Genomic DNA, 15,786 nt, shown 5'->3' on the forward strand with positions numbered 1-15,786 from the left:
CCCTGTTTTGGGCCGTTGGCACCTGCTGCCCAATACAGTGAGTTACCAAGCAAACTCGCACGACTCGGCTCGACAGCGATTGCCAAAGGCCTAATTGGGAGCGCCGCTGCATATCTACTTACCCCCGGTGACTGCTCTTTTGCGTCTCAGCGCCTAAGCAAGTTCCTAATTCGGCATAAGATCATTCGCTGGTTGATTGCGCTGCATTTGAGGTGCCGCCGTTTCCGCTTGATGGGAGCCCGACCTTTCCGCTCGCGGATGTTTTTCACCGACGAGGCGGGCGCGTGCGACCTTGACTTGGGCGGCCAACTCAAAGCGACGCCCGGCAACGCCGAGATGCAAATATAGGCTGTTGTCCTCGCCCGGCTTCTGACCCGACACCATGAGCATGTTCTGCTCCTGCGGGATCGTCAGCTTGTCCTGTGAGACGCCGGCCACCGCGATGGTGATGCGGTAGTCGTCCTCGCCAAGCCCGGCGATAACATAAGGAGGCCAGTTGTCGATACTCCCGGCGCGCTCGCAGCTTTGAGCGCATTCAACATTCGGTCGTAGCCGATGCTCGACCGGAACAGGGGCGAAAAGCCAAAAATAGTTCTCATAGGAGGCCCTCATACTGGCTGCTCAACTAGAATAGAATAAGCGGCATGCTCCGACTTGGCGCCGCGCAGCACTTTCATGACCCGCTCATCGCGCATCTTACGGGCGACTGCCGCGAGAATCTTCAGATACTCGTTGCTGCCTTCGGGGGCCGACAGAAGCAGAAAGACAACGTCGACCGGAAGGTCGTCCACCGCCTCGAAATCGATCGGTTTCTTCAACACCATCAGCGCGGCGAATGATGTTCGGAGTCCGGGTACAGGCGCATGAGGCATGGCGACGCCATGGCCGATGCCGGTTGAGCCCAGACGCTCGCGTCCCAGCAAGGCTGTATGGATCGCTTCCTCGGTCAACCCTGTGCGAGCGGCGGCATGCGCCGCCAGCTTTTTGATCAGGACGGCTTTCGTGGAGATGGATAGATCAAGGATCACGTCCTCTGGTGCGATGGCAGATGACAGGTTCATAAGAGTACTCGCGTTAAAGTCGCCCGCTTCCAGGCGAGCGTGCGCGGTCACTGCTCCGGTTCACGGAGGCGGTAACCGACACCTGTTTCAGTCAGGATGTATTGCGGCTGATCGGGCGTGGCCTCTATCTTCTGCCGCAACTGGCGGACATAGACCCGCAGATATTGGACATCGGTCGAGCCGCCCCACACATGCTTGAGGATATGCTGGTGCGTGATGACCTTGCCCGCGTGCTGCACGAGGACGCGCAAGATTTCGTATTCCTTGGGTGAGAGCTTCACCTCCTTGTCTGCGACCTTGACAATCCGCTTCACCAGGTCGACCGAGAGGTCGCCGACCTGGAATATCGGGCGTTCGCCCTGTTGCTGAAGCTTGTGCCTCAGCGCCACCCGAATGCGCGCCGCCAGCTCGCGCATCCCGAATGGTTTGGTGAGATAATCGTCGGCGCCCAGTTCCAGCGCCTTTACGATGCCCGTTTCATCGGTCCGGCTGGAGAGGACGACTATCGGCAGCTCGACAAGTTCGGCACGCCACCTCTCAAGAAGGTCATGTCCTGAGATATCTGGCAGCCCAAGATCGAGCAGGATCAGATCGGGCTTCTCCTCTGTGATGAGCGCGGCGGCTTCCTCGCCGTTTACAGCCTCGACCATAGCGTAGCCCTCGGCCGTCAGCCCAACGCGCAGGAGTTTCCTGATCGGCGGCTCGTCATCTACGACGAGAATCTTGACTACTGACGTATTCATATCCTTCCTTCCATAGGCGATGGCTCCGGTCCGATCGAAAACCGCAGCGTGAAAATGGCGCCGGGTCTGTCAGCCCGATTAGTTGCGAAAATCGTCCCGCCCATCGCCTCGACAAATCCCTTGCAGATAGACAGACCAAGCCCCGTCCCAGCCTGGACGTGGTCCTTCTTCCGGACGCGGTGGAAACTGTCGAAAATTCTCGTCAGGTCGTCAGAGGGAATGCCGGGCCCTTCATCGACGATCTGCAAAACAACATGGTCCTCTTCCGCCCAGGCCCTGATCAAGATCAGCGAGCCCGCAGGCGCATATTTGCGCGCGTTGTCGAGGAGATTGAACAGCACCTGCTCGAACAGGACCGGATCGAGGCGGACCATCGGCAGATCGGGCGGCACCGCGAGATCGACCCTATGGCAAGCCAGTATCTTCTCAGCGCGACGCAGGGCGCTGCCGACGCTGTCGCCGATGAACAGCGGCGTCAGCGATACCGCCGCCGCGCCCGATTCCAATCGGGTCATGTCGAGAAGGTTCGCGATGAACCGGTTCAGCCTCTCGGCCTCTTCGACAATTGTCGTCAGCAGTTCGACCCGGCCGGAGTCCGTCAGAGAGGTCGAATAGTCTCTCAACGCTCCTGCAGACCCGAGGATCGACGCCAAAGGCGTCTTGAGATCATGCGAGAGCGATGTGAGAAGCGCGGAGCGCAGCTTGTCCGCCTCGGCCGCGAGGCGCGCATTGTCGACATCGGCGACCAGTTGGATGCGCTCGATCGCCAGAGCGGCCTGATCCGCCAGGGAGTCGAAAAGCCGTTGCTCGGCAGGTGTCAGGACTGGCCCCTGCTTGTCATTGTCCAGCCCGATCACACCGACCTGTGTTCGCCCCGTCTTCAAAGGCAAGTAGAGGCGCTTCGCTCCCGGTAGTGTATCCGCCCCACGGCCCGCGGGCTTGTCATGCTCCCAGGCCCAATGCGCAGCGGCGATATCCGCATCGTCAAGCGTATCGTCCGGCGGATATCCTGCTTGGACCGCGATGCGGCCATTCTCTGGCAGAAGCGCAACCACCCTAACGTGCAGCATGGAAGCGATCTGATAGACCGTCGCCCACAGAACGTCTCCCAACGTCCCAGCGCCGGCGAGCTTCTTGCTGAACTGATAGAGACCTTCAGTTGTCTTCGCGCGCTCACGCGCAGTCACGGCCTGCCGCTGAACGCGGCTGGCAAGGTTGCTTGCGATAACCGCAACCACCAAGAAAAAGGCAAAGGCCACCACGCTTTCAGGATCGCCGATGACAAGAGTGTAAAGAGGGTCGAGAAAGAAAAAATTGAAGGCAAGCGCGCTTAGCACAGACGCAAACAATGCCGGCCACAAACCGCCGCCCATCGCCGAGGCGAGAACCGCCATCAGGAAGACAAGCGCGATATTGCGCACATCCAGAAAGCGGGAGAGCGCCGTCCCGAGGCCCAATGCCACGGCAACGTAAAGCGTGCTCCACAGATAGTGACCGACGTCTGGGCGCTTCTTAGATCGTGCGCTCACGGTCGCCGGACGTCGCGTATCCTCGCCATTGCCCGGCGAGATGACGTGCACGCTCACATCCGTCTTGGCGCGGATCAGATCATGCGAAACGGAGCCCGCGAAAAGCTCCCGCCACCTGGGCGAGGTCGGCATGCCGACGATGACATGCGTATAGTTGTTGGTCGATGCGTAGGTCAGAATTTCTTGCGCAACGTTCTCGCCGGGCAGGGTAACGGCCTCAGCGCCGAGTTGCTCGGCAAGTCGCAATGCACTGGCGATCTTGTCCTTTTGGTGCTCGGAAAGCCGGGCATCCTTGCTCGTTTCGACATGAACCGCAGCCCAAGGCGCACGAAGCCGGTCGGCCTGACGGCGGCCATAGCGCACGAGCGCCGTCGCCCCGGGCCGTTCGTTGATACATACCAGGACACGCTCGCCGGCCGACCACGGGCCGGTGATGGCGTGCGCCTGCATATGGGTGACTAACTGGTCATCGACCCGCTGCGCCGTGCGCCGCAGAGCCAACTCACGAAGGGCCGTCAGATTGCTTGGCGAGAAATAGTTCTGCGTTGCGCGCTTTGCGGTCTTGGGCAGGTAAACCTTGCCCTCGTTCAAGCGCTTGATCAGGTCGCCCGGCGTGATGTCGATGATCTCGATGTCGTCGGCACGATCGATGATCGAATCCGGAACGGTTTCTCGCACCCGGATGCGCGTGATTTGGGCCACGACGTCGTTGAGGCTCTCGACGTGCTGGATGTTGAGCGTGCTGTAGACGTCTATGCCGTTGGCGAGCAGTTCCTCGACATCGAGATAGCGCTTGGGGTGGCGACTGCCAGGGGCGTTGGTATGGGCGAGTTCATCCACCAGAACGAGCGCCGGCTTGCGCGCCAGAATCGCGTCGATGTCCATTTCATCGAGCACATGCCCTCGATAGGGCACTGTGCGACGCGGAACGATCTCGAACCCGTCGACCAGAGCCTCGGTCTCGGCCCGCCCGTGGGTCTCGACCACCCCGATGACCACGTCGACGCCATCCGCCCGCTGAGCCCGGCCCGACATGAGCATCTCATACGTCTTGCCTACACCCGGAGCCGCCCCAAGAAAGATCTTGAGGTGGCCCCGCGTCTCCCGCTGCGCGCTTTCCAGTAACGCGTCGGGCGATGGCCGGCTGTGCTCTCTTATCGGATCGTCAGACACTTAATCGCTCCGGATCAACGGTCAGGACGGCTATTATAGCCGTCTGGCACCTTCATTCAGCCTCGATTAGCGTCGTCGAGCGCCAAGTTCAGCTTGAGAACGTTGACCACGGGCTCGCCCATGAAGCCGAGCATGCGCGGCTCGACATGCTGATCGACCAATGCGCGCACGACGGCCTCGTCGATACCGCGCGCTTTAGCGACGCGACCTACTTGGAAGTAGGCGGCTTCGGGCGTGATGTGCGGGTCAAGTCCGCTGCCCGAGGCGGTCACGAGGTTCATCGGAACGGTCGCATCACCACCGTTCGCCGCGCGCAGAGCTTCTGTATCGGCGGCGACGCGATCGCGAAGCTCCTGGCTGGTGGGGCCAAGGTTGGAGCCACTCGAAGCGCCCGCGTCATAGCCGTCCGAGCCGGCCGCCGACGGGCGCGGATGGAAGTAGCGCTCGCCGGTGAACCGCTGGCCGATGAGCTCGGAGCCGACGAGCGTGCCGTTGCGCTCGATCAGGCTGCCGTTGGCCTGGAAGGGCAGGATCGCTTGCGCGATCCCGGTGATGCCGAGCGGATAGAGAAGCCCGGTGATGATGGTGAAGGCTACGATCATGAAAATCGCAGGTCGGATTTGCTTGAGCATCTTTGTTTGTCCCGAATGATCCGCCGCTGGACACCAGCAAGAACGCGGAATGATTTCGTGGTCGTCGGTCTCGCCTTAGGCGAGACCGACGGCGGTGATCGCCATGTCGATGAGTTTGATGCCGGCGAAGGGGACAAGGATGCCGCCCAGGCCGTAAATCAGGAGGTTTCGGGACAACAGCGAACCCGCTCCGATGGCGCGATACTTGACGCCTTTCAACGACAGCGGGATCAGCGCCACGATGATGAGAGCGTTGAAAATGATCGCCGACAGGATCGCGCTCTGGGGCGAAGCGAGGCCCATGATGTTAAGCGCACCGAGCTGCGGATAGAAGACGAGGAACATCGCCGGGATGATCGCGAAATACTTCGCAATATCGTTGGCGATCGAGAACGTCGTCAGCGCGCCGCGCGTCATCAGCAACTGCTTACCGATTTCCACGATTTCGATCAGCTTGGTCGGATCGCTGTCGAGATCCACCATGTTGCCAGCCTCGCGGGCGGCGACCGTGCCGGTGTTCATGGCGACGCCGACATCCGCCTGGGCGAGCGCCGGGGCGTCATTGGTGCCGTCGCCGCACATGGCGACCAGCTTGCCCTTGGCCTGTTCCTCGCGGATTAGCGCCAGCTTGTTCTCGGGCGTCGCTTGCGCCAGGAAGTCGTCGACACCGGCTTCGGCAGCGATAGCCGCCGCGGTCATCGGGTTGTCGCCGGTGATCATCACCGTGCGAATGCCCATGCGGCGCAGCTCGGCGAACCGCTCCTTGATGCCGCCCTTGACGATGTCCTTGAGATAGATGACCCCGAGCAGGCGGCCATCCTTCACCACAGCGAGCGGCGTGCCGCCTGCCTTGGCGATCTGGTCGGCGATGCCCTGAAGCTCACGAACGCTTTCAGTGGACGCACGCGGGGTGCCGGTTGCGACCGTGGCGAGTTCCACGTGCTTCAGAACCGCATCGACCGCGCCCTTGCGGATGGTCGAACCGTCCAGGTCGACGCCGCTCATACGGGTCTGCGCCGTGAACGGAACGAAAGTCGCTTTGAGGCTCGCCATGTCGCGTGCGCGGATGCCGTATTTTTCCTTGGCGAGCACGACGATCGATCGGCCTTCCGGCGTCTCGTCAGCCAGCGAGGCTAGCTGCGCCGCGTCGGCCAGCTCCTTCTCGGTGACGCCGCGGACCGGCCGGAACTCGCTTGCCTGGCGGTTGCCGAGCGTGATGGTGCCGGTCTTATCGAGCAGCAACGTGTCGACGTCGCCGGCGGCTTCCACAGCACGGCCGGACATGGCCAGGACATTGAAGCGCACCAGCCGGTCCATACCCGCGATGCCGATAGCAGACAGCAGCGCGCCGATGGTCGTGGGGATGAGGGTGACGAACAGGGCAACGAGCACGATCACCGGAACCACGCCGCCGGAATAGGCAGCAAAGCTCGGAATGGTCACGACCGCCAGCACGAAGATCAACGTCATGCCCGCGAGCAGGATATTGAGCGCGATTTCGTTCGGCGTCTTCTGGCGCTCGGCGCCTTCGACGAGAGCGATCATCTTGTCGATGAAGGTCGAACCCGCCGCGGCCGTGATCCGGACCTTGATCCAGTCGGAAAGCACCTGCGTGCCGCCCGTGACAGCAGAGCGGTCGCCGCCAGATTCGCGGATCACCGGGGCCGATTCGCCGGTGATCGCGGCTTCGTTCACCGAGGAGACACCCTCGATGACTTCGCCATCAGAGGGGATGATGTCGCCGGGTTCCACCAGAACAACGTCACCGACCTTCAGCGTTGCGCCAGGCACCATTTTGTAGTCGGAACCGCCGTTCGAGAGCAGCTTGGCCTGGGTCTCGCTGCGGGTGCGCCGAAGCGATTCCGCCTGCGCCTTGCCGCGCCCTTCGGCGACGGCTTCGGCAAAGTTGGCGAAGAGAACCGTGAACCACAGCCACAACACGATCTGCAGCGAGAAGCCGACATTTTCGGCCCCGGTCATGATGTCTTTCAAGAGCAGCGCCGTCGTGAGGACTGACACCACGGCGACTACGAACATAACGGGGTTCTTGGCGAGGCTCTTCGGATTCAGTTTCCTGAAAGCATCGCCAATGGCCGGTACGAGTATGCGAGCGTCCAGCATGCTCGCGGATTTGGACTGGTTCATAAGAAACTCCAGCGAGTTTGTTCTTGGGGGCCAACCACTCGGTCACGCCGCCGCGAGCAATTCAGCGATAAGTTTGGCGAGGAGCACTACGCCCCCCAAAGCCAGTGTCATGCCGAGAATGATCGTCGATGCCCTGGGCGGTCTGGCCGCCCCTCGCTCCTGAAACCAGGAGCGAGGGTTCACGACAAATCGGATCGATCTCAGCCATTTGGCTGTCATCGCGCTCCTCAGAACACCTGACCCGCCAACATGGCGAAGTGTTCGACGATCGGACCCAGCGCTAGGACCGGGAAGAACGTCAACCCGCCGACGATGAGCGTCACTCCAACGACAAGGCCGATGAACAGTGGGCCCGTGGTCGGCAGCGTTCCCGTCGATGCCGGCACGCTCTTCTTGGCTGCAAGCGACCCCGCGATCGCCAGGACCGGCACGATGAGCAGGAAGCGCCCCATCAACATCGCGAGTCCGACGGTGATATTAAAGAAGGGCGTGTTCGCGTTGAGACCGGCAAACGCGCTGCCGTTGTTGTTGGCGCCGGAGGTATAGGCGTACAGCACCTCGCTCAGTCCATGCGGCCCAGCGTCCTGGATGCTAGACAAGCCGACAGGAAGAACGACGGCGATCGCGGTCAGAGCCAGAATGGCGAGCGACGGTCCAAGCATCGCAAGGATGCTCATCTTCACTTCCTTCGCCTCGATCTTCTTGCCGATATATTCCGGCGTGCGACCGACCATCAGACCGGCGATGAAGACGGCCAGGATCGCGAAGATCAAGGTGCCGTAGACACCGGCGCCGATGCCGCCGAGCGGCGGGATCTGCATGTTGAACAAGGGCACAAGGCCGCCCAGCGGCATCAGGCTGTCATGCATAGTGTTGACGGCGCCCGTCGAAGCCGACGTCGTCACCACAGCGAAGAGCGAAGACAGCGCGATACCGAACCGCGTCTCCTTGCCTTCCATGTTGCCGCCCTCGAGGCCGAGCGCATGGAGCAGCGGGTTGCCTGCCGATTCCGCCCAGTAGATGACGCCGATGCCGGCGATGACGATGGTGAGGACGGCGGCAAGCAGCGCCCAACCCTGCTTCTGGTTGCCTGTCATGCGGCCGAACACATTAAGCATCGCAAAGGAGATCGAGTAGATCGCCAGGATGTGAATGAGATTCGTCAGCGCCGTCGGGTTCTCGAACGGATGAGAGGAGTTGGCATTGAAGAAGCCGCCGCCATTCGTTCCCAGATGCTTGATGATCATCTGCGAAGCGACAGGGCCTTGCGCGATCGTCTGCTGCGCGCCTTCAACCGTCGTGGCGACTGTGTAGGGGTTCAGGTTCTGGGGGACGCCTTGCCACACCAGGACGAGGCTGCCGACGATGCAGATAGGCATCAGAATATAGAGCGTGGCCCGCGTCAGATCGACCCAGAAATTGCCGACGGTCTTGGCGGAAGCGCGCGAGAAGCCGCGGATGATCGCCATCGCGCCGGCCACGCCCACAGCCGCCGACACAAAGTTCTGCACCGTGATGCCGGCCATCTGTGTCAGGTAGCTCATGGTGGTTTCGCCACCGTAGCCCTGCCAGTTGGTGTTGGTCATGAAGCTGACCGCCGTGTTGAACGAAGAGTCCGCGCTCACCGCTCCCATCCCGGCCGGGTTGAAGGGCAATCCGCCCTGAACGCGCTGCAGCAAATAGAGCAACGCAAAACCGGCCAGGTTGAACAGCAGCATGGCGCCCAGATAGGTCGTCCAGTGCTGCTCTTCCTTTTCACTGGTTCCGGCCATGCCATAGAGGCCACGTTCCACCGGCCCGAGAACCGGCGAAAGGAAGGTTCTCTCGCCGTTCATGACACGCGTGATATAGCCGCCGAGCGGCTTCACCAGCGCGATAACGATCCCGAGAAAGACCAGGATCTGTATCCATCCGTTTATTGTCATTGGTCGTTTCTTTCCGAGCTGTTGCCTTGATCAGAACCGCTCGGGACGAGCGAGGGCGTAAAGCAGGTAGGCGGTGATAAACACCGCGATTGCCGCCCCAAGGAAATATTCTAAGGTCATGTTGCCGCCTCCTGGGTCAGAGGTTTTCGCAAAGCTTGATGTAGCCAAACATCAAAGCGAAAAATCCGAACCCTATCGCTAGTACAAGAACATCCATTGCTTTCGCCTCCGGCACCGCTGTTGGTACAAATGGCCCGCCAAAGATGGATTGTCCTGACCAGCCACAGTTTGAACTCTTCCAGCGCGCCCTTGCGTACACACGGGTGCCGGAGGAGGAATTTGGCGGAAATATGGACGCGAACCGCATATAGGTTCGAGAGAGGACGAGGCCTCAAAAAATAGGAATCTAATAGTTTTTTTGGCCTCACTCATAAAAATTTCATAGGAATCTCTCGCTGGAAGCGCGGTGGTAACTAAAAAGCCCGCCGACTCGGTAGAGTCGGCGGGCTTTGCTTATCTCAAGCCGAAGATTTTCTTCCCCATTTCCAACGTCGCGAGAAGGGCAGCGAGTGCAAAGGCGGGGCTTCCGGATCGACGGCGACCGGCTACGCGGCTTCCCAATGTCCAAACAGCGGGTCCAGGGTCAGACGCTGGTTTTCGCCCATACAGATCACGGCGCCCGGCGCATTGTTGGTTTCCTGACGGGCGAAGTGAATCGCCGCATCCTTGCTCACGAAGCAGCCGCCGACGAGGTTACGCTCATCGCGGACGGTCCAGCATCCTCGGTTGTCCTGGCCGACAAAGAAATGGTTCAGAGGTTGAGGAGGCTCTTTCGGCGGAATGGCGCTTGCCATGGTGGATAATCCTGATTGTTCGTTGAAGACTGAGCTGTGGACGTCGATGGGCGCTAGCCGGCCAGCGACGTCACCATGGCGACAGCCGCGATTACGAGGGCTATCACGACTCCGAGCCGCAGGAACATTCCAACGTCGGCCATCGGCTCATCCGAGCCCACGGCAACCTTGACCTCGCCATCCGTGCGCCCGACATTGGCTTTGTTCTGCTGATGCATCGCATAGAAATAGTAACCACGAGGGTACATCGTCGACATCCTTTCTCGATATCGGCAGGAGCTTCTACTCGTCGAGTAAGATGATGCTTTTTGCCGATACCTTGAATCTAAGGATTTCGGGATTTGTTCTCCATTTCTCGGAAGAACGCATTTCATAGTATTTTCATTAGAGAACACAGCAGCACGATGCTGCTGTTATAAAGGCGGCCCGATCAGACCGAGAGGGGGACGAGAGACCGCTCGGCGAGCAGGCACGTGTCGATCGCCAAAGTGTCGATCTCCGCAACGGCCGCGCGAACTCTTGCCAGGGTGGCTTCAGTGACCTCGACCAGCGGGAGGCGGACGGCGGGCGAGTATCCGCGCGCGCAATGCAACGCGCACTTGATCGGGCATGGATTGCTTTCAAGCTCCAGCGCTTCGATCAGGGGGAAAAGATGGGCGTTGATGCGCCGTGCTTCCAGATAGGCGCTTTTGCGTACTGCGCCGACCATCGCCGCGGTCAACATCGGGGCGACGTTGGAGACGACCGAGATCGCACCATCTCCTCCTGTCGTCATGAAGGCGAGCATCGAACGGTCTTGTCCGGAAAGCTGGGTGAAGCGATCGCCAAAGCGGAAAGCCATCGCGCTTACCCGCGTCGGATCTCCGCTTGCGTCCTTGATGCCGACAAGGCCGGGCAGGCGCGCAAGGCGGTCCAGCGTTTCGACTCTGATATCGACGGCCGTCCGCGAAGGCACATTGTAGATGATGATCGGCAGCTCCGCAGCTTGCGCGACACTCTCGAAATGCCGGAACAGGCCCTACTGGCTCGGCCGACTATAATAAGGCGTGACGACCAGAGCTCCATCCGCGCCAAGCCGAGCCGCCTCGCAGGTTAGTTCAACGGTGCGCTGGGTGTCGTTTGTCCCCGAGCCGGCGATCACCGGCACACGGCCATTGGAAACCTCGACGCACAACCGGACCACCGCCGCCCATTCCGGATGAGACAGGGTCGGCGCCTCGCCCGTGGTGCCGCAGGCGACAAGCCCCCGTACGCCCTGGTCGATCTGCCAGTTGGCGAGCTCCGCCAAGGCGTCGAAATCGATAGCCTCACCCCTAAACGGAGTGACAAGTGCGGTCATCAGACCGCCGAATAACGGAGAGTCGCCTCTGGGCGTCATGCTGCCTGTTCTCCATCTTTCGAGAGTTCTTTTGGCCGCTCTCGGCGACGACCGAGGGAGCTTAGCAACGCGATCATCAGGGCAGCCGCCAAGTCATCGTGTCGGCCTGCGCACCTGCGCAAATTACCGCGATCGTTCCACGCCACGCGACAACGCCAACGATCTCCTGACCGCTCCATCGACCAAGGCTGCCGTGTTGGCTGCAGATGAGCTCCGAGTTCGATCACCGCTTCAAGCAAGGCATTCGCTTCGAGCAGATCCCGGAGCCGGCGGTGCCGTCGAAACTGCGGCTGGTCTTCGCGCTCCTCGATAATCCTCACCGCCAGCCAGATGTGGTACTCCTTGATGACCCTGGCCATTTCCAACTGCGTCCTCAGGCTTGGCAACTCAGCCAGACGGCTTTCACCGATAGCGCGCCTTCGGTCGTCGAGTTGGAGGGCGGGAGCAGCAGGGCTTGTCATACCGCTCTCAGAAAAACTATGGCGACGACTTGCACAGCGGCACAGCTCGCCGCAAACATCAGGAGCAGGTATTCCGATCTACGGCGTCGCTCGCGTTTAGTGAACTTCGGTTTCGACCGCGGCAACCGGGGGTGAGCAGGACGGCCTGCAACTCTGCATTCAACCGCCATTGCTGAGCACCAGATAGATGCTGGGGCCTGCGGCAGCAAGAACAGCGCAACCGGCGATCACCACCAGAACGATGATCTCCACGCCGCAGCGGATGAGGTGTCGGGAGACTTGGCGCTTGCTTGGTACAGCCTGGCTCAATTTTCGCCCTCACTTGGGTCAACCTGGCGCGGTTCGCGCCGTCGACTAAGGTTCATCATCTCCAGGCAGAAGCGGCCGTCTGACAGTTGCAGAAAGAGACGATAGCAGCCGTAACTCTCGCCTATCAGCCTCGCGGCACCGACCGCATCATTGCGCGTGGGGTGGCACCACTCGGAGTCTTCACCTTCAAGATGCACAGTCCAGTGATCATCATAGTTCCGATAGACCCAGAGAACGGGCAGGACCGGATACACAGTCGCTGTGGCCTGAGGAGCCTCCAATTTCGATATGATCCGTTCTAAACCCATGTTTCACCTAAGTCCGCAGAGCATCTGCGGAGCCGGCGGCTCCGCATTTCCGCCCGCGCCCGTCCTAGAAAAGCACCCCAGCTTCAAACATCCCGCGAACCTGGTCGCGCTTGTCGAAATTGGACCCAAAGCCGTAGCCTTCGGTGACCCGGTCAATGCGGGTGTACGAGAGCTCGGTGCGCGCGAAGAAGATCCCGCGCTGGTAGGTCGGCGTCACCGTCAGCGACCACGCCCTGCTTTTCGGCCCGTAGAACAGATTAGTGGGGGCGCAGTCTGCGGCGACGCCGCAATCTCCTCCGCTTGAAGCGATGTACTCGGCGCGTCCAGCGATCGAGAAATTCTCATCGATGGCATATCGAGCCAACAGCGCGCCGCCGAATGTTTCGGCCGAGCGATCAATCCCGATGTCCCTGTTCGAGCGGACCGTTGTGTATTGCAGGTAGGGCTGGAGCGTCAGCGGGCCGTTGACATAGGTGTAGATCACATTGAAGATGCTGCTGTTGTTCTGCGCCAAAGGCGTCGCCGCGCCGGTCTTGCCGGACTCTGCAAAACTGCCTGCGGCGACCAGCGTGATCGTGCTCGACGGCGTCGCCGCATAAGACAACAGACCGGATACCCAGTTGTAATTCCCTGAGTAGAAACCATCGTTGACCGACACGGAGGCGTTCAGCGGTCCATTGCTATAGTTCACCTGAACACCGCGGCTAATGGCCGGCTCCTGGTTCCAGAGCAGTCCGCGCGCGATATTCATATTCTGGAACGTGAAGGTCGATTCCGCACCGATCAACGTCGGCAGCAAACCGGCCTGAATCGAGAAGTTCGGCGACAGCTCGAGCTTGCCATAAGCAACCGGCACGGGCCCGTATAACTGGTCGGTCACGTCGGTTGCGCGGGTGTAGGCCGAGCCCAACGCGGGCAGTGAGTAGACGCCGCCCTGGACGAAGAACGTCAAAGGCGCCCCGGTCGTCTGCACCTGTATTTGGGCATTGCCGACATCGACGAGGGGATCCCTCGTCTGGGGATCGACGCCCGGAATGCCGTTCGTCTGCGCATTGCCGATGCCTGTGAGCTGGCCGGTGATATGAAGACGACCAAACATGCCTGCATCCGTACTCATCGGATGGGGGTTAGGGCGCAGAGGACCACCAAAACTCGGCGCGCTCAGGGGTTCCGCCGCTGCTTGGCCAAGACCCATCATCGAACCGGCCATGATCGCGACCGCGCCGACCGCGCTCCGGGAAAGCACCCGCCGGTGTCCTGAACCCGATCTCGGTGAACGAGCGCCCTCCCAGGCTCCTGGGAAGGCGGGCGGGAGGGACGGTTTAAGCGGCTTCATGCCTTCAGATCCTTCCGGTTTGGCGGGATCATCAAGCTAGATAGAGCCGCATATTATTTCGACGGGAGCTCAGCCGCGCTGCGATAGTATTTTCATAAGAAAAGCTCCGACAAAAATATACGCACTCATATAGCCGGATTTTTATTTGACTGAGCACGACTTTGCGCCCTCTCTCGCGCGGGAGTGTGCTTCTATGATTGACCAGAATCTCGATTATCTCGCTAACTTGCTTTGCCGAAACCGTCGGCAGGGACTAACCTCAGACATCCCTTTCGATCTGCTTCGAAGCGAAGACGATGCTTGGGCGGTGCAGTCAGCAGCAATCTCAGCCTTCGCCAATGACGCGGTAGGCTACGCCCTCATAGGGACTTGCCCGGCCATTCGCGGCTCGCTTGGCCTTGCTAGTCCGATCTACTGCCCGATTCCTGTGGGAACAGTGCTTCAAGACTCCCACGGGCCGTTCCGGCTTCCCCAAGGTTTCATCGGGGCACAATGCGAAATCGTCTTTACGATAGGAGGTCCCTTGGGGGCGGACCATTGGCCCATCACTCGCGATCAATTTTGCAAGGCGATCCTGAGCTACCAACCGGCTATCGGTCTTGTCGGGCGACGTGGTCACCTGACTGGGCAACCACACCTGGCCGCCATCGCGGACTATGCGTTCCATGTTTCGACGATCGTCGACAGATATCATGAGCCAACAGGCCTGGACGCCATGGACAGGATCGACATGCGAGCGTCGATCAACAACGTTCCGGTGTTTCAGTCGGCATCGGGAGAGGGGCTGGTTGATCCGATCAACTCTGCGCTCTGGCTCGTGAATGACCTGATCGCTAGAAGCAATTATCTCAGTGCCGGCGATATCGTAGCAACCGGATCGATCATCCCGATGCTGCTGCAAATCCTTCCTGGTCAGGAACTGAAGGTTGAGTTGTCAGGCGTAGGCGACGCAGCCGCAAGCTTTCTTTGAGCCAACAGATTTAGCCGATCAAACGGCCAGTTGATGACCACTGAAAATGTAGAGACCTAACGCCGTCGCCGCCAACCATAGAGCTTCATCCCAATAGGTGAAGCTGGTCTTGCCGAGTCGTTCGCCGCGATGAACTGCGTAAGCGACGGCCATTACGCCGTATATGCCGGTCCACAACGCAAAGGTTGCAAGGAAATTTTCGCTCTTCAGAATGTAAGCGATTGCCGCAGCGACGACCAGCTTGATGCAATAGCGTCCAACGTGCTCTCGCGACTGCTCGTCTAACCGCATAACACGCTAGGATCGTTATTTAGATCAGGCCGAAGACGAGAGTCAGCCGGTAGCCAACATACCCGACGCCGATCGCCGTAATTGCAAGGACAAGCAACAAGCCAAGCCCACCCCCACCTGGCTCGTTCTGAGGGCGCGGCGCCTCGTTCTGATTCTTCCTGCCCCAATCATTCCCAGCCATTTCCGATGAGCGCTCTCTCGGCGCTCCAGTGCGCAGCCATTTCTAGGGTGTCACTGCATAGGAATTCGAGAGGGATAACCTTCAGGCTATATAGTCAAATTTTATACGCGGACGCTCTCAACGATAAACCCAGGCCGGCGCCGATGACGGGCAGCAACCGCTTTAGCTGCCATTGGCCCACAAGCTGCGACCTAAAGACTTGCATGTAAGAGACGATAACCTGTTGAGCGTTGGATGCCCCGATTCATATCCGTCTTTCTGTCCCGTCTCCGGCGATATGGCTTGGGAGGAGAGTGTACGTTGGGCTCGCCGCTCCTTTGATGGCCAGGACGCGGCGGACGCCGTGATTGGCTGGCCGAGAGCGGAACGGCTCTCGCGTCGTTGGACAAATCAAGAGAGTGGCCAGATGGTGCCATTTCTGCGGGGACGGCAAGCGTCAGCGCGAACCGGCCCGGCAGAACCTTCTGGCAATCGAAAACGACACGTGGGT

14 protein-coding genes and 2 pseudogenes are annotated in these 15,786 nt (G+C 60.2%); 1 reads left to right on the top strand and 15 read right to left on the bottom strand.

Annotated features, from left to right (window positions below; all coding sequences use genetic code 11):
* Positions 1-270: 270 nt before the first annotated feature.
* The 14 genes and pseudogenes from OCA5_RS01670 to OCA5_RS01730 form a co-directional block, all read right to left on the bottom strand.
* Positions 271-599: pseudogene (locus tag OCA5_RS01670) on the bottom strand (Hsp20 family protein); the annotation flags it as partial.
* Positions 600-608: 9 nt separating this feature from the next.
* Positions 609-1,061, bottom strand: coding sequence for a PTS sugar transporter subunit IIA (locus OCA5_RS01675; RefSeq protein WP_012561360.1), 453 nt, complete (start codon positions 1,059-1,061; stop codon positions 609-611).
* Positions 1,062-1,108: 47 nt separating this feature from the next.
* Positions 1,109-1,804, bottom strand: coding sequence for a response regulator transcription factor (locus OCA5_RS01680; RefSeq protein WP_012561359.1), 696 nt, complete (start codon positions 1,802-1,804; stop codon positions 1,109-1,111).
* The gene (locus OCA5_RS01685) at positions 1,801-4,506 is read right to left on the bottom strand and encodes a sensor histidine kinase (RefSeq protein WP_012561358.1); all 2,706 of its coding nucleotides are present in this window, start codon (positions 4,504-4,506) and stop codon (positions 1,801-1,803) included. Before OCA5_RS01685 ends, OCA5_RS01680 begins: the two co-directional genes overlap by 4 nt.
* A gap of 56 nt (positions 4,507-4,562) precedes the next feature.
* Positions 4,563-5,138, bottom strand: coding sequence for a potassium-transporting ATPase subunit KdpC (gene kdpC, locus OCA5_RS01690; protein WP_012561357.1), 576 nt, complete (start codon positions 5,136-5,138; stop codon positions 4,563-4,565).
* Positions 5,139-5,213: 75 nt separating this feature from the next.
* A complete protein-coding gene (kdpB, locus tag OCA5_RS01695) occupies positions 5,214-7,283 on the bottom strand; it encodes a potassium-transporting ATPase subunit KdpB (protein ID WP_012561356.1) in 2,070 nt (689 codons plus the stop codon).
* A 227-nt stretch (positions 7,284-7,510) separates the two neighbouring features.
* On the bottom strand, positions 7,511-9,208 hold the full coding sequence (gene kdpA, locus OCA5_RS01700; protein ID WP_012561355.1) for a potassium-transporting ATPase subunit KdpA: 1,698 nt from the start codon (positions 9,206-9,208) through the stop codon (positions 7,511-7,513).
* A 30-nt stretch (positions 9,209-9,238) separates the two neighbouring features.
* The gene (gene kdpF / locus OCA5_RS18585) at positions 9,239-9,328 is read right to left on the bottom strand and encodes a K(+)-transporting ATPase subunit F (protein ID WP_081434661.1); all 90 of its coding nucleotides are present in this window, start codon (positions 9,326-9,328) and stop codon (positions 9,239-9,241) included.
* Between the two features lie 485 nt (positions 9,329-9,813).
* Positions 9,814-10,062: a hypothetical protein gene (locus OCA5_RS01705; RefSeq protein ID WP_012561354.1), complete on the bottom strand. Its 249-nt coding sequence runs from the start codon at positions 10,060-10,062 to the stop codon at positions 9,814-9,816.
* Positions 10,063-10,115: 53 nt separating this feature from the next.
* Complete coding sequence (locus OCA5_RS01710) at positions 10,116-10,310, bottom strand: hypothetical protein (RefSeq protein WP_013912757.1); 195 nt, start codon at positions 10,308-10,310, stop codon at positions 10,116-10,118.
* Positions 10,311-10,492: 182 nt separating this feature from the next.
* Positions 10,493-11,440, bottom strand: a pseudogene (dapA, locus tag OCA5_RS01715) (4-hydroxy-tetrahydrodipicolinate synthase).
* Complete coding sequence (locus OCA5_RS01720; protein ID WP_244396123.1) at positions 11,437-11,901, bottom strand: hypothetical protein; 465 nt, start codon at positions 11,899-11,901, stop codon at positions 11,437-11,439. Before OCA5_RS01720 ends, dapA begins: the two are co-directional and overlap by 4 nt.
* Positions 11,902-12,060: 159 nt before the next feature.
* A complete protein-coding gene (locus tag OCA5_RS19240; RefSeq protein WP_012561350.1) occupies positions 12,061-12,210 on the bottom strand; it encodes a hypothetical protein in 150 nt (49 codons plus the stop codon).
* Between the two features lie 372 nt (positions 12,211-12,582).
* Positions 12,583-13,764, bottom strand: coding sequence for a porin (locus OCA5_RS01730; protein ID WP_244396122.1), 1,182 nt, complete (start codon positions 13,762-13,764; stop codon positions 12,583-12,585).
* 283 nt (positions 13,765-14,047) lie between these two features.
* On the opposite strand from OCA5_RS01730, the gene OCA5_RS01735 reads away from it, so the two are divergent.
* Positions 14,048-14,824: a 2-keto-4-pentenoate hydratase gene (locus tag OCA5_RS01735; protein ID WP_013912760.1), complete on the top strand. Its 777-nt coding sequence runs from the start codon at positions 14,048-14,050 to the stop codon at positions 14,822-14,824.
* An 18-nt stretch (positions 14,825-14,842) separates the two neighbouring features.
* Here the strand turns inward: OCA5_RS01735 and OCA5_RS01740 are convergent, their stop codons facing one another.
* Positions 14,843-15,115: a hypothetical protein gene (locus OCA5_RS01740; RefSeq protein WP_012561347.1), complete on the bottom strand. Its 273-nt coding sequence runs from the start codon at positions 15,113-15,115 to the stop codon at positions 14,843-14,845.
* Positions 15,116-15,786 lie beyond the last annotated feature (671 nt).

The sequence above is a fragment of the Afipia carboxidovorans OM5 genome (assembly GCF_000218565.1).
Lineage (GTDB): Bacteria > Pseudomonadota > Alphaproteobacteria > Rhizobiales > Xanthobacteraceae > Afipia > Afipia carboxidovorans.